This window comes from Colwellia sp. PAMC 20917 (genome assembly GCF_001767295.1).
Taxonomy (GTDB): Bacteria; Pseudomonadota; Gammaproteobacteria; order Enterobacterales; family Alteromonadaceae; genus Colwellia_A.
Window position 1 is genome coordinate 2,059,984 of the sequence record NZ_CP014944.1, and the last position, 24,695, is coordinate 2,084,678.

16 protein-coding genes and 1 rRNA gene are annotated in these 24,695 nt (G+C 40.7%); 2 read left to right on the forward strand and 15 right to left on the reverse strand.

Features of this window, described 5'->3' with window-relative positions; all coding sequences use genetic code 11:
- Window positions 1–37 precede the first annotated feature (37 nt).
- The 7 genes from A3Q34_RS08885 to prmA all read right to left on the reverse strand — a co-directional run bounded on the left by A3Q34_RS08885 (window position 38) and on the right by prmA (window position 8,988).
- Window positions 38–1,582 (reverse strand): 16S ribosomal RNA (locus A3Q34_RS08885).
- 814 nt (window positions 1,583–2,396) lie between these two features.
- Window positions 2,397–3,683 (reverse strand): phosphoribosylamine--glycine ligase, encoded by a 1,287-nt coding sequence (gene purD / locus A3Q34_RS08890; RefSeq protein ID WP_070375033.1) that lies wholly within the window; start codon window positions 3,681–3,683, stop codon window positions 2,397–2,399.
- Window positions 3,684–3,767: 84 nt separating this feature from the next.
- Window positions 3,768–4,595 (reverse strand): class I SAM-dependent methyltransferase, encoded by an 828-nt coding sequence (locus tag A3Q34_RS08895; protein WP_070375034.1) that lies wholly within the window; start codon window positions 4,593–4,595, stop codon window positions 3,768–3,770.
- A gap of 258 nt (window positions 4,596–4,853) precedes the next feature.
- Window positions 4,854–6,455 carry a bifunctional phosphoribosylaminoimidazolecarboxamide formyltransferase/IMP cyclohydrolase gene (purH, locus tag A3Q34_RS08900; RefSeq protein WP_070375035.1) on the reverse strand — a complete coding sequence of 534 codons (1,602 nt, stop codon included), beginning with the start codon at window positions 6,453–6,455 and terminating at the stop codon, window positions 4,854–4,856.
- 183 nt (window positions 6,456–6,638) lie between these two features.
- On the reverse strand, window positions 6,639–6,926 hold the full coding sequence (gene fis, locus A3Q34_RS08905; protein WP_070375036.1) for a DNA-binding transcriptional regulator Fis: 288 nt from the start codon (window positions 6,924–6,926) through the stop codon (window positions 6,639–6,641).
- 20 nt (window positions 6,927–6,946) lie between these two features.
- Complete coding sequence (gene dusB, locus A3Q34_RS08910; protein WP_070375037.1) at window positions 6,947–7,912, reverse strand: tRNA dihydrouridine synthase DusB; 966 nt, start codon at window positions 7,910–7,912, stop codon at window positions 6,947–6,949.
- Between the two features lie 194 nt (window positions 7,913–8,106).
- Entirely contained in the window at window positions 8,107–8,988 is an 882-nt protein-coding gene (gene prmA / locus A3Q34_RS08915) for a 50S ribosomal protein L11 methyltransferase (protein WP_070375038.1), read from the reverse strand.
- Window positions 8,989–9,107: 119 nt separating this feature from the next.
- On the opposite strand from prmA, the gene A3Q34_RS08920 reads away from it, so the two are divergent.
- Both A3Q34_RS08920 and A3Q34_RS08925 read left to right on the forward strand, forming a co-directional pair.
- The gene (locus tag A3Q34_RS08920) at window positions 9,108–9,596 is read left to right on the forward strand and encodes a putative 4-hydroxy-4-methyl-2-oxoglutarate aldolase (protein WP_070375039.1); all 489 of its coding nucleotides are present in this window, start codon (window positions 9,108–9,110) and stop codon (window positions 9,594–9,596) included.
- Window positions 9,597–9,646: 50 nt separating this feature from the next.
- Entirely contained in the window at window positions 9,647–10,612 is a 966-nt protein-coding gene (locus A3Q34_RS08925; protein ID WP_070375040.1) for an NAD(P)-dependent oxidoreductase, read from the forward strand.
- Between the two features lie 244 nt (window positions 10,613–10,856).
- On the opposite strand, the gene A3Q34_RS08930 is transcribed toward A3Q34_RS08925, so the two are convergent.
- From A3Q34_RS08930 to rpoC, 8 genes are all read right to left on the reverse strand, one after another.
- The gene (locus A3Q34_RS08930) at window positions 10,857–12,470 is read right to left on the reverse strand and encodes a di-heme oxidoredictase family protein (protein ID WP_070377079.1); all 1,614 of its coding nucleotides are present in this window, start codon (window positions 12,468–12,470) and stop codon (window positions 10,857–10,859) included.
- 96 nt (window positions 12,471–12,566) lie between these two features.
- Window positions 12,567–13,718: an imelysin family protein gene (locus A3Q34_RS08935; protein WP_070375041.1), complete on the reverse strand. Its 1,152-nt coding sequence runs from the start codon at window positions 13,716–13,718 to the stop codon at window positions 12,567–12,569.
- A 42-nt stretch (window positions 13,719–13,760) separates the two neighbouring features.
- A complete protein-coding gene (locus A3Q34_RS08940) occupies window positions 13,761–15,110 on the reverse strand; it encodes a hypothetical protein (RefSeq protein WP_070375042.1) in 1,350 nt (449 codons plus the stop codon).
- 623 nt (window positions 15,111–15,733) lie between these two features.
- Complete coding sequence (gene tuf / locus A3Q34_RS08945; RefSeq protein WP_070375043.1) at window positions 15,734–16,918, reverse strand: elongation factor Tu; 1,185 nt, start codon at window positions 16,916–16,918, stop codon at window positions 15,734–15,736.
- 78 nt (window positions 16,919–16,996) lie between these two features.
- Entirely contained in the window at window positions 16,997–19,105 is a 2,109-nt protein-coding gene (fusA, locus tag A3Q34_RS08950; protein WP_070375044.1) for an elongation factor G, read from the reverse strand.
- Window positions 19,106–19,328: 223 nt separating this feature from the next.
- Complete coding sequence (rpsG, locus tag A3Q34_RS08955) at window positions 19,329–19,802, reverse strand: 30S ribosomal protein S7 (protein ID WP_070375045.1); 474 nt, start codon at window positions 19,800–19,802, stop codon at window positions 19,329–19,331.
- Window positions 19,803–19,918: 116 nt separating this feature from the next.
- On the reverse strand, window positions 19,919–20,293 hold the full coding sequence (rpsL, locus tag A3Q34_RS08960; protein ID WP_011045492.1) for a 30S ribosomal protein S12: 375 nt from the start codon (window positions 20,291–20,293) through the stop codon (window positions 19,919–19,921).
- Window positions 20,294–20,479: 186 nt separating this feature from the next.
- A complete protein-coding gene (gene rpoC / locus A3Q34_RS08965) occupies window positions 20,480–24,691 on the reverse strand; it encodes a DNA-directed RNA polymerase subunit beta' (RefSeq protein ID WP_070375046.1) in 4,212 nt (1,403 codons plus the stop codon).
- Between the last annotated feature and the right edge of the window lie 4 nt (window positions 24,692–24,695).

The following is a 24,695-nucleotide window of genomic DNA, read 5'->3' on the forward strand; positions in this document are numbered from 1 at the left end:
ACTCAAGAGTTTCCATTAAACTGTTTTTACTTCAAGATAAGGAGGTGATCCAACCCCAGGTTCCCCTAGGGTTACCTTGTTACGACTTCACCCCAGTCATGAAACACAAAGTGGTGACCGTCCTCCCGAAGGTTAAACTAGCCACTTCTTTTGCATCCCACTCCCATGGTGTGACGGGCGGTGTGTACAAGGCCCGGGAACGTATTCACCGTAGCATTCTGATCTACGATTACTAGCGATTCCGACTTCATGGAGTCGAGTTGCAGACTCCAATCCGGACTACGACAAGCTTTGTGGGATTCGCTCCACCTCGCGGTATTGCTGCCCTCTGTACTTGCCATTGTAGCACGTGTGTAGCCCATCCCGTAAGGGCCATGATGACTTGACGTCGTCCCCACCTTCCTCCGGTTTATCACCGGCAGTCTCCTTAGAGTTCCCGCCATAACGCGCTGGCAAATAAGGATAGGGGTTGCGCTCGTTGCGGGACTTAACCCAACATTTCACAACACGAGCTGACGACAGCCATGCAGCACCTGTCTCACAGTTCCCGAAGGCACAAGTCTATCTCTAGTCTCTTCTGTGGATGTCAAGGGATGGTAAGGTTCTTCGCGTTGCATCGAATTAAACCACATGCTCCACCGCTTGTGCGGGCCCCCGTCAATTCATTTGAGTTTTAACCTTGCGGCCGTACTCCCCAGGCGGTCAACTTAATGCGTTAGCTCCGCTACCCACGGATCAAGTCCACAGACAGCTAGTTGACATCGTTTACGGCGTGGACTACCAGGGTATCTAATCCTGTTTGCTCCCCACGCTTTCGTGCCTCAGCGTCAGTATCTGTCCAGGTGGCCGCCTTCGCCACTGATGTTCCTTCCAATCTCTACGCATTTCACCGCTACACTGGAAATTCCACCACCCTCTACAGTACTCTAGTTTGCCAGTTCAAAATGCAGTTCCAAGGTTGAGCCCTGGGCTTTCACATCTTGCTTAACAAACCGCCTACGCACGCTTTACGCCCAGTAATTCCGATTAACGCTCGCACCCTCCGTATTACCGCGGCTGCTGGCACGGAGTTAGCCGGTGCTTCTTCTGTTGCTAACGTCACAGCGAGCAGCTATTAACTACCCACCTTTCCTCACAACTGAAAGTGCTTTACAACCCGAAGGCCTTCTTCACACACGCGGCATGGCTGCATCAGGCTTTCGCCCATTGTGCAATATTCCCCACTGCTGCCTCCCGTAGGAGTCTGGGCCGTGTCTCAGTCCCAGTGTGGCTGATCATCCTCTCAAACCAGCTAGAGATCGTCGCCTTGGTGAGCCATTACCTCACCAACTAGCTAATCTCACTTGGGCTAATCAAATGGCAAGAGGTTCCGAAGAATCCCCCTCTTTGGTCCGTAGACGTTATGCGGTATTAGCAGTCGTTTCCAACTGTTGTCCCCCACCATATGGCATATTCCCAAGCATTACTCACCCGTCCGCCGCTCGTCAGCAAAGTAGCAAGCTACTCTCTGTTACCGCTCGACTTGCATGTGTTAAGCCTGCCGCCAGCGTTCAATCTGAGCCATGATCAAACTCTTCAATTAAAAAATCGTTTGTGATGCTTAACCTAAGCTAAGACATCTGCTCAATGAATTCTGTCGTGTTACCAGCAACTCTTAAAAGAGAAGTAGTAACTACATAAAACGTACTAATCACTCTCTAATAAAAGAGTATGATTAATACTTAATCTGTGTGACATCATTATTAAACTGTTTTACGTCTTTCCTTGCCTCTCGTTAGAGAATTAAGAACCGACTATGTAAAATCAATGTAATGTGAGTGTCCACACAAATTGCATGATAACTAATTGTTAAAGAAAAACTCATTTACTTAACGTAAAGAGTTAGATATAAAACCCATTCGTTTATACCTTTGGAGCGTTGCTCCGTTGCTGCAGGCCTTGCCTGAAGCGAGATGCGCATGATACGCTTCTCAGTTTTGATGTCAACGTTTTATTTAATTTAATTTGAAGTTTCTTTTCGAAGATTCAAACCTTATCTATAAAACGTTAAGTTAACTACTTTACTCTAAAGTGATGTAGATAACTTATCAAAACGTTCGTTTGGGTTACCCCTTGGAACTGGAGCGCATTCTAGACATTTCTCGCTGGGCGTCAACCCTTTTTTGTCATAAATTTGAAATAATCGATCGTTCGGTCAATTAACATACATACCGCGTTGTTATTGAGCTTTATTAAAGCTACTACAGTAATTATTAATTTTTTATCAGTTATAACTAAACAAAACCTAACAATGATCATTTCAGTTTACTGTAGGGGATCTTGAGATATTCGTGGATTTTAGCTAATAAAAAAGCCTCTTAAAAGAGGCTTTCATTTCAACACTTAAAAAGTATAAGTTAACTTTGTTCTCTAGCGATTGCACGATAGGCAATATCTGTTCTGAATTGTACTTCTTCCCAGCTTATTTCGTGTAATAAAGCATAGGCAGATTTTTGCGCTTGTGTAACTGTTTCGCCTAATGCAGTAGCACAAAGCACTCGACCGCCAGCCGTCACTATCTCACCATTAATTTCAGTGGTGCCCGCATGGAAAGTTTTTCTGTCTGGATGCTGGTTAGTTTCTAAACCTGAAATCACTTTACCTTTGGCGTAAGTGCCAGGATAACCGCCGGCCGCTAATACTACACCTACCGCTGGACGTGAATCAAAATCAATAGTCGCTGTATCTAACTTACCAGCACAGGCCAGTAAACATAACTCAACGATATCAGACTTTAAACGCATCATAATAGGTTGTGTTTCTGGATCACCAAATCGACAGTTGTATTCAATCACTTTTGGCGTACCTGTCGCATCTATCATTAAGCCAGCATATAAGAAACCAGTATAAGGGGCATCTTCTTTAGCCATACCCTGCACTGTAGGATATATGACTTCATCCATAATACGTTGATGAAGTTCAGCGGTAACTACTGGCGCTGGTGAATAAGCGCCCATACCACCTGTATTTGGTCCTTCGTCATTATTATAAGCACGCTTATGATCTTGACTTGTTGCCATGGCTAAAACATTTTTGCCATCAACCATAACAATAAAGCTCGCTTCTTCACCATCTAAAAATTCTTCGATGACAACACGATGCCCGGCATCTCCAAAAGCATTACCAGCAAGCATATCTTTAATAGCGTCTTCAGCTTCTGGCAATGTCATTGCGACAATAACGCCTTTACCCGCTGCTAAGCCATCAGCTTTAATAACAATAGGTGCGCCTTTTTCACGAACATAAGCTAACGCAGCTTCTATTTCAGTAAAATTTTGGTACCAGCCTGTAGGAATGTTGTGACGAGCTAAGAAGTCTTTAGTAAATGCTTTTGAACCTTCAAGTTGTGACGCTTTAGCACTTGGACCAAAAATAGTTAACCCCTCGGCTTGAAAGGCATCAACAACGCCGTCAACAAGTGGCTGCTCTGGGCCAACAATCGTTAGGGTAATGTTTTGAGTTTTAGCAAAGTCGACTAGTGCAGCAGTATCGCCAGCGGATATGGCAACATTTTCTACTTTATTTTCTGTTGCTGAACCGGCATTACCTGGTGCAACAAATACTTTTTCTACTTGTGATGATTGTGCAGCTTTCCATGCGAGTGCATGTTCACGACCACCACTACCTATTACTAAAACATTCATTTATCTTAACCCTACTTTATTTGCTAGAAAATATGCTAAAAAACTTGCGCCATTATAAGGGAAGTTATGGCGCAAGTCTTAAGATTATTTAGCTACTTTTGCAAATTTTAAAGTCATTCGATCACTTTCACCGATAGCCAGATATTTTTCTCTTTCTTTATCTTTTAATGCAAGTGACGGGGGTAATGTCCAGACACCTTTTTCATAACTTGCTTTGTCTTTAGCATTAGCATTTACTTCACTACTGGCAATAAAAGTAAATCCAGCAGCTTCAGCTTGTGCAATTGTCTTTTCCACAGAAACATAGCCGCTATTCATATCGTTAGCTGTTGCGCCTTTTGGTAAACGATGTTCAACGACACCTAAAATACCACCGGTTTTTAATGCCTTAAAGGCATCAATAAAGACTTGGCTTACACCTTCTTCTCCCCAGTTATGTAAATTACGAAAAGTCAGTACCATATCGGCAGAACCAGCGGGGGCTAATTCACTGGCTTTCTTAGGCACAAAGTTAGAGAGTTCAACTTCACTAAACATCTCATGACTAGCCAATTTTTTTACTAACTTTTTACGGGAATTACTGTAATAGTTGTCTTCACCGGTATCAGGATAATGAGCACCGATTAACTTTCCTTTGCCTTTTAACGCTGGGGCTAAAATTTCAGTGTACCAACCACCACCAGGTGTTATCTCAACAACAGTCATTGATGAATTAAAACCAAAAAATTCTAAGGTTTGTTGTGGATGACGGTATTCATCGCGCATTTTATTAGCCGCGGATCTATGTTCACTAGCAACCGCTTGGGCTAACTGTGTATTAGCCATAGGTTGCATGGCTTGATCAGCGTAAGAAACACTGGCTAATGACAGGCTGATGATTGAAGCTGATAATAAAGTTTTTATTGTTTTCATTTGCTTTTCCATATCAAGAATAAAGGTTAACTCGACATGTTATAGCAGATTTTAAAAGAAGAAACAGATAAGGGGGATAAAAGAAAAGTATTTAACCTTGTTGAAGTGTAACATTTTATCAACAAGGCTAATAAAGCCGTTATTTGGAAATGCTTTAAGCTGGTTAGTGAAAATTAAAAGCGGAAGCGCGGAGCGTAGTTTATCTACTTGAGCACTTGCAACGAATAATTTTATTTAACCAACGATAAGCAAACCGACTTAATGGCGAAAGTGACGCATTCCGGTGAACACCATAGCTATGTTATGTTCATCGGCAGCGGCAATAACTTCATTATCACGCATAGAACCGCCCGGTTGAATAACAGCAGTAATGCCCGCTTCAGCGGCAGCATCTAAACCATCACGAAATGGAAAGAATGCATCAGATGCCATGACTGAACCTTTAACTTCTAAGTTTTCATCTGCAGCTTTGATACCAGCAACTTTAGCTGAGTAAACTCGGCTCATTTGACCGGCACCGACACCAATAGTCATGCTATTTTTAACGTAAACAATCGCATTAGATTTCACGTATTTCGCTACTTTCCAACAGAATTGTAAGTCACGCATTTCATCAGCAGTGGGTTGGCGTTTAGTAACAACTTTCAAATCATCGCTGGTCACTTTGCCTTGGTCTCTGTCTTGAACCAATAAGCCACCATTAACACGTTTAAGATCAAAACCGGTAGTTTTGGTCGACCATTCACCACAGGCTAATAAACGTAAGTTAGGTTTAGCAGCAACAATTTGTGCCGCAGCCTCTGAAACACTTGGCGCGATAATAACTTCGACAAACTGGCGAGAAACAATAGCTTCTGCTGTGTCGGCATCTAATTCACGGTTGAAGGCGATAATGCCACCAAATGCTGAGGTAGGATCTGTACGATAAGCACCTTCGTAAGCGGCTAAAATATTGTCACCAATAGAAACACCACAAGGGTTAGCATGTTTAACGATAACACACGCCGGCTCATCAAATTCTTTAACACATTCTAAAGCGGCATCCGTGTCAGCTATATTGTTATAAGAAAGCGCTTTGCCTTGTAATTGCTTAGCCGTTGAAACCGATGCTTCTTCAGGATTTGCTTCGACATAAAAAGCAGCATCCTGATGCGAGTTTTCACCGTAACGTAAATCTTCAGTTTTAATAAACTGACTGTTAAAGGTGCGTGGAAATTTGTTTTTTTCTTTAAAGTTAACTTCGCTTTTTTCACCACTTCGCGCACTAAGCATTTTGCCAAAGTAATTTGCGATCATACCGTCGTAAGCTGCAGTATGTTCATAGGCAGCAATAGCTAAGTCAAAGCGTGTGTTATACGTTAATGAATCATCGTTACTATTCATTTCTGCTAATACGCGCTCATAATCGTGAGCATTAACAATAATCGTCACGTCTTTATGATTTTTTGCCGCTGCACGAACCATAGTGGGTCCACCGATATCAATATTCTCAATCGCGTTTTCTAAGCTACAGTTTTCATCACTAACTGCGTTAGCAAATGGGTAAAGGTTAACGACAACAAGATCAATCGCGCTAATATCGTTTTCAGCCATAACGGCTTCATCCATACCACGGCGCGCTAAAATTCCGCCATGAACTTTTGGATGAAGTGTTTTAACACGACCGTCCATAATTTCAGGGTGACCTGTGTATTTAGAAACTTCAGTAACTTGTATACCATTATCAGCTAATAATTTTGCTGTGCCGCCGGTTGATAAAATATCAACACCTTTTTGCGCTAAACTACGAGCGAAATCGACAATACCTGTTTTATCAGAAACACTTAATAATGCACGTTTGATTGGGCGTGGAGTATCCATTGCTTTATTGTTAACCTTAAAGTTAGTTTAATTGTCTGGCCGTTGACATTTGTCCTTGGCAGTGATTTTTTAAAATAAATCCTTTACTCAGTAATGAGTAGCTAGCTGAAGAAAACCCCTTAGCTAGAAATAAAGAAAGCACCCTAGGGTGCTTTCGATTGACAGGGACAACCTGTCTATTTTTTAGTTCATGCCGTATTTTTTAAGCTTCTTACGTAAAGTACCGCGATTGATACCTAACAAGTTAGCTGCACGTGTTTGGTTACCGCGCGTATACTTCATAACTTCTTCTAACATTGGCGCTTCGATTTCAGAAAGTACAAGGTCGTACATATCATCTACATCATTACCATTTAATTGCGATAAGTAGTTACTGATAGCTTGTTTAGCTTGAGTACGTAATGGAGAATACTCAGCTTGAGTTTGGATCTTGCCAGTAACGAATGGTGATGAAATATTTTGTTCAAACATAAAGTTCAGACTCTTTCTAGTTAATTTAAATTATCAAAATACAGTTCTAATGCATCAAGTTGATCGGTAGATGACTCTAATGCATTAAAAACAGAACGAAATTTTTTCTCTTGGTCATACGCGAGCATATACCAAGCAACGTGCTTACGAGCAAAACGAACACCCATAAAGTCACCGTAAAAGTTGTGTAAGTCCTTTACATGCCCAATAACTATCGGACAAATCTCTTCCAATGAGGGGGCAGACAAATGTTCACCCGTTTTCAAGAAATGATTAATCTCTCGAAAAATCCAAGGTTTCCCTTGGGCACCACGACCCACCATTACGGCATCAGCCCCAGTAAAATTTAATACCTGCGCCGCTTTGATTGCGCTGGTAATATCGCCATTAGCCACAACGGGAATACTAACCGCTTGCTTGATGGCTTTTATCGTTTCGTATTCCGCATCCCCTTTATAAAAATCATTACGGGTGCGACCATGAACGACTAAAGACTGAATACCGTTGTGCTCAGCAATTTTAGCAATTTCAATGCCGTTGCGAGTGTTCTCACACCAGCCGGTACGAATTTTAAGTGTTACTGGCACGTTTACCGCATCAACAACACTTCGCACTATTTCTTCAACTAATTTAGGTTCTTTTAATAATGCAGAACCCGCGAGCTTTTTATTGACCTTTTTAGCAGGACAGCCCATATTAATATCTATAATTTGTGCGCCATTTTCAACATTAACTTTAGCAGCAAACGCTAACTCTTCAGGATCTGAACCGGCAATTTGTACCGAACGAATACCTGCAAATTCACTATGAATACTTCGTCGCTTAGATTTTTCGGTATGCCATACTTTGGGATTAGACGAAATCATTTCTGACACGGCTAACCCTGCTCCCATTTGACAACACAGTTGTCGAAAAGGTTGGTCGGTTATTCCGGCCATTGGAGCAAGCATTACATTACTTGATAAAGTATACGAACCTATATTCATGTTGCTGTTTTTTTGAGCTACTATTCAAAAGGGCGCTAAGTTTACGTGTTTTTAAGGGAATTGAAAAGCATATAAATTGAACAATTCTTGCTTTTTTTTGCGTTTTTAATATTGACTTTTTGCAAACTATTGATGTGAGCAGAATTTGTACAAATAGCTAACGAATACTGCTCAATTAATAACAGGGTTTTTGACTAATTTTTTTTACCTGAAAGACGAACCCATTCATCTTGAACAGCAATGGCATCCATTTCACACCACTGACTATAAATATTTTGCAGTTCATTGGCCTGTTCTTCTAAAACACCTGACAGTGCAAGGTGACCATTTGGTGCAACAAATTCAATAATCGTTGGTGCTAATTCACGTAATGGTCCGGCTAAGATATTAGCAACAACCACATCAGCTTTAAAACTTGGCTGATCTTTTGGTAAGAAAAGCTCTAAACGGTCTGCAATACCGTTGCGCTCAGCATTTGCTTTACTTGCTTGTAATGCTTGTGGATCAATATCAATACCAATGACTTTTTTCGCGCCTAGTTTCAGTGCCGCCAGCGATAAAATTCCTGAACCACAACCAAAATCAACTACCGTTTTGCCGACTAAATCTAATCCGTCTAACCAGGTTAAACATAATGCCGTGGTTGGATGAGTGCCGGTGCCAAATGCTAAACCTGGATCAAGCATAACATTAACCGCGGTCGGATCAGGAACTTCACGCCAGCTTGGACAAATCCATAAACGCTCACCGAATTTCATTGGATGGAAGTTGTCCATCCACTCTCTTTCCCAATCTTTATCTTCAAGTTGCTCTAACTTGTAAGCCATATCGTTTTTATCTGGATGGATACTTTTCAAATAAGTAATGGTTTTATCCATGTCATGGCTGGCATCGAATAAGCCCATTACCACGGTATTGTGCCAATAGATAACTTCATCACCCGGAAGCGGCTCATAAATAGGGGTATCTTGAGCGTCAATAAACGTTACGGCTTGTGCGCCACAAGCACTTAACCAATCACTATATTTTTCTGATGTGTCTTCATTCGCACTCAAGCGAAGTTGTATCCAAGGCATGGGAGGTGCTCACTATAAATTTTTCACTAGTTTAGCATTTGTTAGTTAATACCTACAAAGACTTCTGCTAGAGTATTGCTAGGATAATTATTCCCTCTGGCCTAATAAGGAACTCTATGATGCTCGATCTTCTCCCTGATTTATATGACATTTACCCTAACGCATTAACACTGGCACAACCGCTATTTACCGACTATGGCAAAAATAACATTTTTTATGGAGAAATAGTCACCGTGTCTTGTTTTAATGACAATTCAAAAGTTAAAGCTTTGGTAGATACTGACGGCACAGGTAAAGTCATGGTTATTGATGGTAAAGCAAGTATCACACGTGCACTGTTAGGTGACATGCTTGCTGAAAAAGCGGTTAAAAATGGTTGGCAAGGAATCGTCATCAATGGCTGTATTCGTGATGCGGGTACTATCGCCACGCTAAAATTAGGTGTAAAAGCACTGGGTTGTTGCCCAATTAAAACAGAGAAACTAGGTATTGGTGAAGTAAATATTCCGATTGCTTTTGCCGGTATTCATTTTATTCCCGGACAGTTTATCTATGGCGACAGTAATGGTTTAGCCATCAGTGAAAAACTTTTATCATTACCGTCTTAACGCAATTGTTTAGGCTCATACACAGATTAAAGACAATATAGGTTATTTAAATGAAATATTTCCCCATTTTTCTTGAGGGTAAAAACATATCGGCGATGATCATTGGTGGTGGTGATGTCGCGGCACGTAAAATTGAATTACTGCTAAAAAGTACCACTAACATTACAGTTATGGCTGCAAGCTTATCTGAAAGTGTGCAACGATTAGTTGATGGCCATGATCTACATTGGCTCGCTCACAATTATCAAAGCGGCCATCTAATTGGCATGAACTTAGTGATTGCAGCTACCGACGATGGCGAAGTCAATAAAGCGGTTGCTGATGAATCACAACCACTCAACATTCTCACCAATGTTGTTGACCAACCTGAACTCTGTACTTACATCACGCCAGCAATCATAGATCGCGCACCGATGATTATCGCTATGTCTAGCTCTGGAAGTGCCCCGATACTGTTAAGGATGCTTAGAGAACAAATTGAAAAAACCCTACCCAATGGCTATGGTAGGCTTGCGGATTTCTCTTTTAAATTTCGAGATCATGTTAAAGCAAGAGTAAGAGGACTGCGCAACCGCAGGACCTTCTGGGAAAACGTATTAAGAGGACCTATTGGTGAAGAGATTTTACAAGGTAATATAGCCGAAGCTGAACAACAACTTATTGCCAGTATAAAGAAAGAAATTACGCCACCAGTAGGTGAAATTGTTTTTGTTCACACACTCGATGGCAATCCAGATAAACTAACCCTACAGACTCACCGAGAAATGCAATTTGCTGAAGCGGTATTTTATGACGATGACGTTAATATCGACCTGATTGAATATATACGCCGTGATGCTGAAAAGTATCCACAAAGTATTACTTCATCAATACTCATTAATTTTCAACATGCACTTGAACTTGCAGAGAATGGACAAAAAGTGATTTATCTCTTAGCAGGACACACCCCCTTACCTGAAAACTCAGCATTGTCGTCGAGCAATATTTTGAAAAAAGAATTAATAAGTGGTGCATAGGTAAAAATCTACAGCGTTTTGAGACTATAACTTACGATTTACTACCCGTTTTTTAAAAAATAATATCACTTAAAGGAAGACGGTTAATAATACACGCATCGTTTAGACTATAACTTACGATTTCTACCTCGCTTTTTAAAAAAATAAGGCGTTAAAATAACCCTTTAACGCCTTGAATAAGTGATACTTTGCGCAAAGCCCACTTCTTCTGGAGAAATAATAACATTGTCTGCGCGGCGCTGACTTATAAAGACATAACAAAGGAGACTAATTGCTCACGTTCATTAACACTTAATGCCATAAACTTGTCGGTAGCTTGTTGCGCTTCACCGCCATGCCAAAGTATTGCTTCTTCTACCGTACTCGCTCGACCATCATGTAAAAAACCTGCGGCAGGATTCACTGTTTTAGTTAACCCTATTCCCCACAGTGGTCGAGTTTTCCACTCATTGCCTGTTGCCATAAAATCACGACGATTATCTGCTAATTCTGCGCCTAAATCGTGTAATAACATGTCTGTGAAGGGGTAAATATGTTGTCCTTTTAATGACTCAGGAGCAGGTAATCCCCCCACCAAAATATCACCACTCATCGTAATAAAATCTGGTTGATGGCAAGACACACAACCGACCTCTTCAAATAATTGTGCGCCGGCAATGACCATTTCATTATTTACATTGCGCCTTGATGGCACCGCTAATGTTTCCGCATAAAAAACAACATCATCTGAGAACTCTTGGCTTGCTTCACTACCACCTTGTTCATCAACACCGGTATCAATAAAACCTGTCCGCGTTAAATAGCTTTCATGCAAAGGTGAATTAGCGATACTTTCCTGTGGGAATAACGGATTGGTAATCCCCATATCACCCCGTAATGCGCCTAGAGACTGAACACGAACACTGGGTGTGCTTGCTTTCCAGCCAAAGCGTCCAAGTGACACAGGCATAAGATCTTTGTTTTTCGCTTTAATTGGGTCGAAAACCCAATTTGGACGACCTGAAATACCATCGTTATTGCTGTCTAGCTCATCACTTAACGCTAATATATCCGCTTCGGCGATGAGTTCTAATAAACCTAAACCAAAGATTGGCATACCATTACGTGGGCTATAACGCACATCAACCTGCATAATTGCACTATCGCGTTGTTGACCGACGCTAACATCGTAAGCGTTTTCAATAGTAAATACCGGTTTCTTTAATTCAACCGTATCACCATTGGCGTACGTTATTGTTTTAAATTCATAAGCTAAATAAACATCGGCTTGACCAACAAAAGGGTTATCTTGCCAATCAGCCCGTGCTTTTAACACACCTCGATGAAATAGCTGGGTACCAAAACCTTGCACAGGCTTATTTTGACAATAGTTATTATTAATTGACGGCGCTGTGCATTCACCGTCTTCAATACTCATTCTCAAAAAAATACCGGCATTAGCGCCTAATAAAATACGATCTTGGTCTTGTGGAATGGTTAATGTAGATGGACGACCATCACGCTGGTGGCATGAGTTACAATTTTGATTATTAAAAACCGGTCCCAAACCATCTAATTCAGGATGTTCCATATTTGGCGCTGTTGTAAACGCCATTTCAAAATTAGCATCGCCAGTCAGGTGTTGGTTTAGTTCAGCGTCAGTTAAGGTCGTTATTGGAGTTGAAAAGCCATGCCCTGAATCACTAGCATCAAATGCTGTCGCTTTATCACCTAGGTTTTTAACAAAAGTATAATCAGGGAAATCAGGTTCAACAACAGCATTATCATTTGACTGACTATCACGATTACAGGCACTAAGAAATAATGTTGCCAGTAAAAGATTAATCGTAATTATTAAACCCTTGTTTATATTATTCATATTTAACATAAGTTTTGTTCTATTTATAAATTAAAGGGAAGTGCATCCTTGCACGGCTTACATCCTTTAGGGGGTCGGTTAGCAACTAAATCACTGTTAGTTATTCCAGTTATTCAACAATATAAGCAGATCACTCTCTAATGATGTTTGTAAAATACTTAAAGCATCAATAGCGGCTTGAATACGAACACGTGCTTCTACATCATTAATTGCTTGCCTGAACGGCATATCATTTTCGCCTGAAATGGCTTTAATTGCTGTTATTGCTGTCGTTATTTCGGTATCGATGCGAATAGCTAAAGCACTATCCGCGGCTTGAACGAAATTAATAATTCCTACATCGGTCACAGCTTGTGAATTTGTGGTCCCTAGGTAAACATTTTTAACCCCTTGAATATTATTTGTGAAATCAGCCAGTGAATTCCAACTGTATTGAGATTCAACTAACGAGGTATCCGTTGAGTTAATATCACTACCAAAGGGTTCAGCAATTTTTCCGTTAGCGACTTCATCAACAATACCTATCATGCCATTAATTAATTCTTCTACGACGCCTAGTTCAGACGCATAAATGTCATTACCTGGTATCAGTAAAAATTCTTGGTAGGGTAATGAGTTTGTATCATTGGCATCATGCCTAACAGTCCATGCGTCAAAAAGCGATTGGGTATATTCGCGAAACACTTCTGCAGTAGCAGCTAAATATTCACGCTCTAACGCTGTCATTTCATCTATCGCTTTAGCATTATCGGTTAAGCCATCGCCAAAAAGTAGAAACTCCATGGTATGAAAGCCCTGAACATCGTCGTTAAATAACTTGATAACCTCGGCATTAAAACCACTTTGTGTTGCTAATAAACTTTGCAGGTCACTGGTATTTAATGGCCAGGTATCTAAGTGAGGATCTATAGATAAGGCATCTACTGGTCCAAAAATATGAGCTTCTCCTTGCTCCCAAGGTTGGCGAACTGTTTGCCATGCTTGTTGAGTTGCCAATAATGTTTCTTGGCTCGGAGAATTTAATAATGACAAGGTCGCTAAGTGAAAGATCTCTGCTTTGGTGTTCAGGTCGTTATAACCTTCAACAATAATATCGTTTGTTATATTACTTATCATAGCGGTTGCATCAAACGCGAAGCCTGATGGTTCTTCTATAACAGGTATTGACTGTGAAGAACTGCTACCACCACATGCAGATAACATTAATATTGCTGTTGTCGTTGCGAAGAGTGAAGTTTTCAATGACATTTTTAATTCCTTTAAATTGATAGTCGTCTTTTAAACTGATGGTTATATTGAAAAATAATAGCCTATCGATAGGCTAAAACTTTGGGTATTATCAAGGTTGTTTTGTGCATAAGATTTTTCAGCAAACTGAGCTTTAAGTACCACATTTTTTATTGGTATGTAGTTCACACCGATGGCAATTTCTTTAATATCAAAACGAGAGGTAGCTAAGCCCCCTGCTACTTCTTTAATAGGGTTGGCATAATCATATGAAGTAAATAGATACAAAGGTTTGCTAAGACCAAGCAGAAATTGACTGTTATAGGCGACTTCTAGAAATGCTGACTCAGCTTCACTACCTAATTGAGCAAAGTTACCTGGTTTTAATCCTGGCGTTGTTTTATTAGCGGCAGTAATGGCTAAGCTGTCATCTAATTTGCCGAATAAATACTGACCTCGTAGCGTCCAATCTTTATAACGATAAACGCCATTGAGCCCGATAATGGATAAATGGCCATCCGCTGAAATATTATTGGTATTATTGCGATTACCACTGGTGTTACCGCTGTAAAAACTAGCGCCTATCCCTGAGCCTTTTTTAAGGTCGCCATAATCTAATCGAAGCGTTAACGCTAAGTCGTCGGCATTGATCGTTTCGAATCTTTTTTGGTGACCACTGGCTACCCAGCGATAAGTACGAAAGTATTCAGAATTAAGGCCTGTCGTCAGTAAAGCTTGCGCCTTAAGTCCTTGCCAATTTGCAGTGAAGTTAATCCCGGTTTCATGCCAAACTTGGGGGATAAGTGTTGATTCACTCCAATGACGCTGGGTAGTAAAATATTGATCAGGTTTGTGTAACTCAGTCCCTAAACCTACAGGGACAAATATTCTGCCAAGTTTAATAGCAAAGTAGTCATTGTAAGCATATTTGAGTTCTAATTTTTCAACCAGAACTTCACCACCCGCTTCTATCTCAGTTTCAAATTCTCCGAATTCTTCGAAGCCATCATATTCTAATGCTGCGCCCGTACCACCATGTTCGTACTCTAACTCTATTTCAACTTGCCATTGGGGATCAAACCGATAACCAAATTCTAAAACAACGCGTTCGACATCAGTTATGCTGCGCTTTTGTGGTTGTGTGTCTTGCGTGTTACGAAAAACATCTTCCGTTTTATAAAGTACACTGCCATAAGAGGTAATGTGCCAATTTTTGATGGCTGAATAATTTAGCTGATCTTTATGACTTGTTGAGGATACGGCTAGACTTAATTGTCTAAGTTCACTTTGAAGCTTTTCAATTTGTTGCTGTTGTTTGTTAAAGTTAATAACAGAGGGTTGATCATCAGCCTGAGCAAGGTTACAAAAACTGACCATCGCCAATGTTGATAAAACAGAAATTTTGTTTTTCATCTTACTGCACCAATACAAATACGAATCACTTTCATTTGCATGTATTGTAATGAGCTCTAATGATTATTGCAAACAATAATGGTTATCATTCGTAATTAATTTCATACTATTCTTTTGATTACTGAAATAAGACATAAAAAAACGCCTAAGCGTCTTTTGTTGAATTCTCGTGAGAACTAAAATCTGCAATTATGCGATGCCTCTTTGAGGTATAGCGATACAACACCTGCTCTGTCTTGGCAACTTTGACTGTTTGACTGTTTGACTGTTTTGCTAAAATTTAAATATAAAAAAAGACGCCTAAGCGTCTTTTCTTGAATTCTCGTGAGCACTAAAACCTGCAATTATGCGATGCTTCTTTTAGGTACAGCGATACAACACCTGCTCTGTGTTAGCAACTTTGACAGTTTTGACTGTTTGACAATTTCACTAAAATCTAGATATAAAAAAAGACGCCTAAGCGTCTTTTCTTGAATTCTCGTGAAAACTAAAATCTGCAATTATGCGATGCATCTTTCAGGTACAGCGATACAACACCGGCTCTGTGTTGGCTAAAATTTAAAGATAAAAAAAGACGCCTAAGCGTCTTTTCTTTAAGTTCTCGTGAGAACTAAAATCTGCAATTATGCGATGATTTTAGATACAACACCAGCACCAACAGTACGACCACCTTCACGGATAGCGAAGCGTAAACCTTCATCCATCGCTACTGGGTTGATTAGCTCTACAACAAATTTCAAGTTGTCGCCAGGCATTACCATTTCAACACCTTCAGGAAGCTCTACAGCACCTGTGATATCTGTTGTACGGAAGTAAAACTGTGGACGGTATCCTTTAAAGAATGGTGTATGACGACCACCTTCATCTTTACTTAACACGTATACTTCTGATTCGAATTTTGTATGAGGTGAAATTGAACCAGGCTTACATAATACTTGACCACGTTCAACATCTTCACGCTTAAGACCACGTAAAAGTACACCACAGTTCTCGCCAGCACGACCTTCGTCTAGAAGCTTACGGAACATTTCAACACCAGTACAAGTAGATTTTTGAGTATCACGGATACCAACAACTTCTACTTCTTCACCAATTTTGATGATACCGCGCTCAACACGACCAGTAACAACAGTACCACGACCAGCAATTGAGAATACATCTTCGATAGGCATGATGAATGCTCCGTCGATTGCACGCTCTGGCTCTGGAATGTAGTTATCTAATTGATCAGCAAGTTCGATGATTTTTGCTTCCCACTTTTCGTCGCCTTGAAGAGCGCCTAAAGCTGAACCTTGAATTACCGGTAAATCATCACCTGGGAAGTCATATTCAGAAAGAAGTTCACGAATTTCCATTTCTACTAATTCTAGTAATTCTTCGTCATCTACAACATCACATTTGTTCATGAATACGATGATATATGGAACACCAACCTGACGTGATAACAAGATGTGCTCACGTGTTTGTGGCATAGGACCATCTGTAGCAGCAACTACTAAGATAGCGCCATCCATTTGTGCAGCACCGGTGATCATGTTTTTGATGTAATCGGCGTGACCAGGACAATCTACGTGTGCGTAGTGACGAACTTCTGTATCGTACTCGATGTGAGAAGTATTGATTGTAATACCACGCTCACGCTCTTCAGGAGCATTATCGATTTGTGCGAAATCTTTAACTTCACCACCGTGTACTTTAGTTAATACTGCAGAGATAGCAGCTGTTAAAGTTGTTTTACCGTGATCGACGTGACCGATAGTACCAACGTTAACATGCGGTTTTAAACGTTCAAATTTTGCTTTAGCCATTTTTCAATTACCTTAAAGTTTATTAAAAGCGCAGCCAAGATGACCGAGCTAGACTTTCACTAACTATAAGTGAGTGTCTTACGAGATTCCAAGAGATTCTGTTATTGCCGCAACTACATTCTTAGGAGCTTCACTGTATTGTAAAAATTCCATCGAATAAGAGGCGCGGCCCTGTGTTGCACTGCGTAATGCAGTAGCATAACCAAACATTTCAGACAGTGGTACTATTGCATTCACTATCTTAGAGCCAGCAGGACCTTCGTCCATGCCATCGATCATACCGCGACGACGATTTAAATCGCCAACGACATCACCCATGTTTTCTTCTGGCGTAGTTACTTCTACTTTCATCATAGGTTCTAGAAGTGTCGGCGTAGCTTTTAACGCCCCTTCTCTAAAGCCCATTGAAGCAGCAACTTTAAACGCCATTTCATTAGAGTCAACGTCATGAAAAGAACCGTCATAAAGTGTTACTTTAACATCAAGCATTGGATAACCGGCTAATACACCACTATCCATTTGCTCAAAACAGCCTTTTTCAATGGCAGGTATATATTCTTTAGGAACAGTACCGCCAACAATTTCGTTAACAAATTCGAAACCACCACCTTCTGGTAAGGGTTCCATTTTCAACCAAACGTGACCAAATTGGCCTTTACCACCTGATTGTCGAATAAATTTACCTTCTACTTCAACCGTAGAACGAATAGTTTCACGATAAGCAACTTGTGGCTTACCGACATTACATTCGACGCCAAACTCACGTTTCATGCGCTCGACAATAATGTCTAAGTGTAGCTCACCCATACCGGAAATGATCGTTTGACCCGTTTCATCATCAGTAGCGACCTTAAACGAAGGATCTTCAGCTGATAATTTACTTAAGGCTAGGGCTAACTTGTCTTGAGAAGCAATGGTTTTTGGCTCAACGGCTATTGAAATTACCGGATCAGGGAATTCCATTTTCTCAAGTGTTATTACGTGATTGGCATCACACAGTGTTTCACCCGTAGTAACATCTTTTAAACCGATGGCTGCTGCAATATCACCAGCACGAACTTCTTTAATTTCTTGACGGTCATTGGCATGCATTTGCACTAGACGACCGAGACGTTCTTTCTTGCCTTTAATCGGATTAAAGACACTATCGCCTGTTTTTACTACTCCGGAATAGACGCGGAAGAAGGTTAACGTACCGACAAAAGGGTCAGTGGCAATTTTAAAGGCTAACGCGGAAAATGGTGCACTATCATCTGCGGCACGCGTTGCAGGTGTTTCATTTTTGTCATCACTAATACCCGTAATAGCAGCAACTTCCGTTGGTGAGGGTAAATAGTCAATAACCGCATCTAAAACAGCTTGTACGCCTTTGTTTTTAAAAGCAGAGCCACAAGTACAAAGAATGATTTCATTATTAAGGGTACGTTGTCGAAGTGCTGACTTGATTTCGTCTTCTGTCAAATCGCCATCTTCAAGGTATTTATCCATTAGCTCGTCTGACACTTCAGCCGCTTCCGATATCATATTCTCACGCCATTCATCGGCAAGATCTTGCATATCGGTAGGTATTGCTGAATAAGTAAAAGTCATCCCGTGATCGTCTTCACTCCAGTTGATCACTTTCATTTTAACAAGGTCTATAACACCTTTAAAATCTTCTTCTGAACCAATAGGTAACTGAATAGGAACTGCATTTGCTTTTAGACGTGCTTTTAGCTGACCAACAACAGAAAGAAAGTCTGCACCAGTACGGTCCATTTTGTTAACGAAAACAATGCGTGGAACGGCATACTTTTCCATTTGACGCCAAACAGTTTCTGTTTGCGGTTGAACACCTGAAGAGGCACATAAAACTAATACAGCACCATCGAGGACACGCAAAGAGCGTTCAACTTCAATGGTAAAATCAACGTGACCAGGAGTATCGATAATATTAATACGGTGGTCAACAAATTGACCGTCCATGCCTTTCCAGAAACAAGTTGTCGCGGCTGAAGTAATGGTAATACCACGCTCTTGCTCTTGTTCCATCCAGTCCATGGTTGCAGCGCCATCGTGCACTTCACCAATTCTGTGAGAAAGACCCGTGTAAAACAAAACACGTTCTGTGGTTGTCGTTTTGCCAGCATCTACGTGCGCACATATACCAATGTTACGGTAGCGCTCAATAGGGGTGATACGTGCCAAAATGAAATCCTCTAATTCTTAGTCACTAATAATTAGTACTATTAAATAAATATTCGCGTAAGCGGTGAGTATTTGTTTAATACTACTGTTTAATACTTTTTGAACTGCGCAAAGCATCAGTCCGTAAAAGTTAGTATGGCTAGCAAGAGAAACTCTTGCTAGCCATGTATTTACCCTAAGCATATGCAAAGGGTAAATCATACATCCATTCAAAACTGCTAGCTTACCAGCGGTAGTGAGCGAACGCTTTGTTAGCATCAGCCATACGGTGAACGTCTTCACGTTTCTTAACCGCTGAACCTTTGCTGTCAGACGCATCTAACATTTCGTTAGCTAGGCGCTGAGCCATTGATTTTTCACCACGTTTACGAGCTGCTTCAACTAACCAACGCATGGCTAGAGCATTACGACGAACTGGACGAACTTCAACTGGTACTTGATAAGTAGAACCACCAACACGACGAGATTTAACTTCGACAGATGGGCGGATATTATCTAAAGCAGTTTCGAAAAGCTCTAAGTGAGTTTTCTCGCTGTTTTTTTCAGTTAAAATGTCTAATGCACCGTAAACAATTTTTTCTGCAGTAGATTTTTTACCATCAACCATAAGGATGTTGATGAATTTTGCTAAAAGTTCGTTATGGAACTTAGGATCTGGCAATATTTTACGTTGCCCTACGACGCGTCTTCTTGGCATCTTAATTCTCCGTAGTATTCAGGATTAATCCAAAATATATAAATTTAAAAATTTCTTATTTGGCCTTACTTAACGTTTTTTTCTCTTCCTATCTATAAGGAGTTAGAGAGGAAAACTTAAGATTTAGGTCGTTTAGCACCGTATTTAGAACGGCCTTGTCTTCTGTCGCTTACACCTGAACAATCAAGCGCGCCACGAACGGTGTGATAACGCACACCCGGTAAATCTTTTACACGGCCACCGCGTATTAAAATAACGCTATGCTCTTGTAAATTATGTCCTTCACCACCGATGTATGAAGTTACTTCGAAGCCGTTAGTTAAACGAACACGAGCAACTTTACGAAGTGCTGAGTTAGGTTTTTTCGGTGTAGTTGTATACACACGAGTACATACGCCACGACGTTGTGGACAAGCTTGTAACGCTGGAACGTTACTTTTAGTTACTTGTCTTACACGTGGTTTACGTACTAATTGGTTAATAGTTGCCATTAAATAGCTCCCGATTAGTTAAACTTGTGTAAATTCCAATCAATGAGAAATTTACACCCTTATAAACGTGAAAATCCGCGACCTTAAATGCTATACATAAACAGTACAGGATATAGGGTCGCGGAATTCTATAGGTCAAGCTATGGCCTGTCAAGTAGCACAGGCCATTAACGCTATATTTTTTACTTAATCACTAGCATTTAGTGCGTCAGTTAATGCTTGTGCTGCATCGTCAGCTGAAACAGCGACTTCTTCAACAGCAGGCATTTTTGCTTGTAGTTTACGTTTAGCACGTTCCTGATGGTACGAATAACCTGTACCCGCTGGGATCAAACGACCAACGATAACGTTTTCTTTCAAGCCACGTAACTTATCTTTCTTACCTGCAACAGCAGCTTCAGTAAGTACACGTGTTGTTTCTTGGAAAGATGCCGCTGAAATAAACGATTCAGTTGCTAATGATGCTTTAGTAATACCCATCATTTGCATTTCGTATTCAGCAGGTTGCTTACCAGCAGATTCAAGCTCGCGGTTTGAAATATTAACACGCGCTACTTCTACTTGTTCGCCTTTCAAGAAATCACTATCACCCGCGTCTAAGATTTCACACTTGCGAATCATTTGACGGACGATAACTTCGATGTGCTTGTCGTTAATTTTTACACCTTGTAAACGATATACTTCTTGTACTTCGTTAACAATGTAATTAGCAACAGGTGCAACACCACGTAAACGCAAGATATCATGCGGAGACTCAGGACCATCGGCAATAACTTCACCTTTGATTACTGGCTCACCCTCATAGATATTCAAAAGACGCGTTTTAGGGATCATCTCTTCGTATACTTCACCGCTAGGTTGAGTGATTAATAAGCGCACTTTACCTTTGGTTTCTTTACCGAAAGCAACAACACCTGTTTTCTCAGCAAGAATTGCAGGAAGTTTAGGCTTACGTGCTTCAAATAAATCAGCAACACGTGGAAGACCACCGGTTATATCACGAGTTTTAGAACTTGCTTGTGGTATACGAGCAAGTGCATCACCAATGTTTACATCCGCACCATCTTCTAGGTTAACAATCGCATTACCCGGTAAGTAGTAAAGTGCTGGGATTTCTGTCCCGGCAATCATAACTTCTTCACCGTTAGCATCAACAAGTTTCAATGCTGGGCGCATTTCTTTACCCGTTGCATTACGTTGACCTGCGTCAGTAACAATAATACTTGAAAGACCAGTCAGATCATCAGTTTGACGAACCATAGTCACGCCATCAGAAAGATCAACGAACTGAACTTTACCTGCTACTTCCGTAATAATAGGGTGAGTATGCGGGTCCCAGTTAGCGATGATTTCACCGGCAACAATTGAACCACCATCTTTCTTAGAAAGCACAGTACCGTAAGGCACTTTATAACGTTCTTTCTCACGACCTAGCTCATCAATTACCGTCATTTCAGAAGAACGTGAGGTAATAACAAGATGATCTTCAGAGTTAGTTACAAACTTAGCATTTTGAAGTTTCAAAGTACCTGTGTTTTTAACTTGTACGTTGTTTTCAGCAGAAGCACGCGATGCGGCACCACCGATGTGGAACGTACGCATGGTAAGCTGTGTACCAGGTTCACCGATTGATTGTGCTGCAACAACACCAATAGCTTCACCTTGGTTGATCATATGGCCACGAGCCAAATCACGACCGTAACAATGAGCACAAATACCAAAATCGGTTTTACAGGTAATAATTGAACGTACTTTCATTTGATCAATTGAATTTTCTTCAATGAAATCACATAAAGCTTCGTCAATTAGCGTGTTACGAGGTAATAAAACTTCGTCAGTACCTGGCTTGATAACATCTTCAGCAACAACACGACCAAGAACACGTTCTCTTAATGGCTCAACAACATCGCCACCTTCGATTAGTGGTGTCATTTGTAGACCGTCGAAAGTACCACAATCATGTTCAGTTACAACCAAATCTTGTGCAACATCAACTAAACGACGAGTTAAGTAACCCGAGTTAGCTGTTTTAAGTGCAGTATCGGCAAGACCTTTACGCGCACCGTGAGTTGAGATGAAGTATTCAGATACGTTCAAACCTTCACGGAAGTTAGCTTTGATTGGCGTTTCGATGATAGAACCATCTGGTTTAGCCATCAAGCCACGCATACCCGCTAACTGACGGATCTGAGCAGCACTACCACGAGCACCCGAGTCAGCCATCATATAGATAGAGTTGAATGAATCTTGTTCTTCTGGCACGCCGTCACGGTTAATAACAGTTTCTTTTGATAAGTTGTCCATCATCGCTTTAGAGATTTTCTCGTTGGCGGATGACCAAATATCAATAACTTTGTTATATTTTTCGCCCTGAGTAACTAAACCTTGCTCGAATTGAGTTTGGATTTCAGCAACTTCTTCTTCCGACTCTTCGATAATAGTGTATTTAGCCGCAGGAATAACCATATCATCAATACCAACAGAACAACCCGCGATCATCGCGTAATGGAAACCTGTGTACATGATTTGGTCAGCAAAAATAACCGTTTCTTTCAAACCTAAGTTACGGTAAGCGTGGTTAATTAATTTCGAAATTGGTTTTTTGCCAAGCGGTTGATCGATTAAATCGTAAGGCATACCTTTTGGACAAACCTGCCACATAATGGCGCGACCTACCGTGGTATCACGTAAAGTAGTTTTAGGTACAGTAAAGTTACCTTCTTCGTCTTTAAAGTATTCAGTGATACGGATTTTTACACGGGCGTGAAGTTCTGCAACACCTGTGCGGTAAGCTTTTTCAGCTTCTTTAGTGTCAGCAAAAACCATGCCTTCACCTAAACCATTAACACGGTCACGTGTTAAGTAGTACAAGCCTAAAACAACATCTTGTGATGGTACAATAATCGGCTCACCGTTTGCTGGTGATAACACGTTATTGGTAGACATCATTAAGGTACGAGCTTCCATTTGTGCTTCGATAGTTAACGGTACGTGTACCGCCATTTGGTCACCATCGAAATCGGCATTGTATGCCGCACAAACTAAAGGATGCAAGTGAATTGCTTTACCTTCAATTAGAACAGGTTCAAACGCTTGGATACCTAGTCTGTGAAGTGTTGGTGCACGGTTAAGCATAACTGGATGTTCACGAATAACTTCGTCAAGTACATCCCAAACTTCAGCGCCTTCACGTTCAACTAATTTTTTAGCCGCTTTAATCGTAGTCGCTAAACCACGAGCTTCTAATTTACCGTAAATAAATGGTTTGAATAATTCAAGTGCCATTTTTTTCGGTAAACCACACTGGTGTAAACGCAGTGTAGGACCAACAGTAATTACAGAACGACCAGAGTAATCAACACGTTTACCCAATAGATTCTGACGGAAACGACCTTGCTTACCTTTAATCATATCGGCAAGAGATTTAAGAGGACGTTTGTTAGAACCGGTAATTGCGCGACCACGACGACCGTTATCAAGAAGTGCATCAACAGATTCTTGTAACATACGTTTTTCGTTACGTACAATAATATCTGGTGCTACTAAGTCAAGAAGGCGTTTTAAACGGTTGTTACGGTTAATAACACGACGGTATAAATCGTTCAAATCAGACGTAGCGAAACGGCCACCATCCAAAGGTACTAACGGACGTAAATCCGGTGGTAAAATGGGTAGTACGTTCATAATCATCCACTCAGGCTTATTACCTGAAGCGGCGAATGCTTCCATTAATTTTAAACGCTTAGTGACTTTTTTACGCTTAGTTTCACTACCAATTTCAGGAAGCTCTTCACGCATTTGCGCTACTTCGCCTTCTAAATCGATTTGTTGTAGTAAAGCTAAAACAGCCTCAGCACCCATTAATGCGTCAAATTCATCACCATGCTCTTCTAAAGCATCAAGATATTCTTCTTCAGTTAGAATTTGGCTTTTTTCTAATGTTGTCATACCAGGTTCGGTAACAACATAAGATTCAAAATAAAGAACACGTTCGATATCACGAAGTGTCATATCAAGTAATAAACCAATACGCGATGGTAATGATTTTAAGAACCAGATATGTGCAACTGGGCTTGCTAATTCGATATGACCCATACGGTCACGACGAACTTTTGTTAATGTAACTTCAACGCCACATTTTTCACAAATAACACCACGATGCTTTAAACGCTTGTATTTGCCACAAAGACATTCGTAATCTTTTACTGGACCAAAAATACGCGCACAAAATAGACCGTCACGTTCTGGTTTGAACGTACGGTAGTTAATCGTTTCAGGTTTTTTTACTTCACCAAATGACCAAGAACGAATCTGATCTGGTGAGGCTAGTCCGATACGTATACCATCGAACTCTTCTGTTTGATTTTGTTGCTTAAGAAACTTAAGTAAATCTTTCACACTT

Excerpts from the sequence above, each read along its gene's own strand:
- purD (WP_070375033.1), bottom strand. The coding sequence starts at position 3,683 with ATGAATGTTTTAGTAATAGGTAGTGGTGGTCGTGAACATGCACTCGCA.
- A3Q34_RS08935 (WP_070375041.1), bottom strand. The coding sequence starts at position 13,718 with ATGTCATTGAAAACTTCACTCTTCGCAACGACAACAGCAATATTAATG.
- A3Q34_RS08920 (WP_070375039.1), top strand. The coding sequence starts at position 9,108 with ATGCTCGATCTTCTCCCTGATTTATATGACATTTACCCTAACGCATTA.
- prmA (WP_070375038.1), bottom strand. The coding sequence starts at position 8,988 with ATGCCTTGGATACAACTTCGCTTGAGTGCGAATGAAGACACATCAGAA.
- A3Q34_RS08940 (WP_070375042.1), bottom strand. The coding sequence starts at position 15,110 with ATGAAAAACAAAATTTCTGTTTTATCAACATTGGCGATGGTCAGTTTT.
- tuf (WP_070375043.1), bottom strand. The coding sequence starts at position 16,918 with ATGGCTAAAGCAAAATTTGAACGTTTAAAACCGCATGTTAACGTTGGT.
- fis (WP_070375036.1), bottom strand. The coding sequence starts at position 6,926 with ATGTTTGAACAAAATATTTCATCACCATTCGTTACTGGCAAGATCCAA.
- A3Q34_RS08895 (WP_070375034.1), bottom strand. The coding sequence starts at position 4,595 with ATGAAAACAATAAAAACTTTATTATCAGCTTCAATCATCAGCCTGTCA.
- A3Q34_RS08925 (WP_070375040.1), top strand. The coding sequence starts at position 9,647 with ATGAAATATTTCCCCATTTTTCTTGAGGGTAAAAACATATCGGCGATG.
- dusB (WP_070375037.1), bottom strand. The coding sequence starts at position 7,912 with ATGAATATAGGTTCGTATACTTTATCAAGTAATGTAATGCTTGCTCCA.
- A3Q34_RS08930 (WP_070377079.1), bottom strand. The coding sequence starts at position 12,470 with ATGAATAATATAAACAAGGGTTTAATAATTACGATTAATCTTTTACTG.
- rpsG (WP_070375045.1), bottom strand. The coding sequence starts at position 19,802 with ATGCCAAGAAGACGCGTCGTAGGGCAACGTAAAATATTGCCAGATCCT.
- purH (WP_070375035.1), bottom strand. The coding sequence starts at position 6,455 with ATGGATACTCCACGCCCAATCAAACGTGCATTATTAAGTGTTTCTGAT.
- rpsL (WP_011045492.1), bottom strand. The coding sequence starts at position 20,293 with ATGGCAACTATTAACCAATTAGTACGTAAACCACGTGTAAGACAAGTA.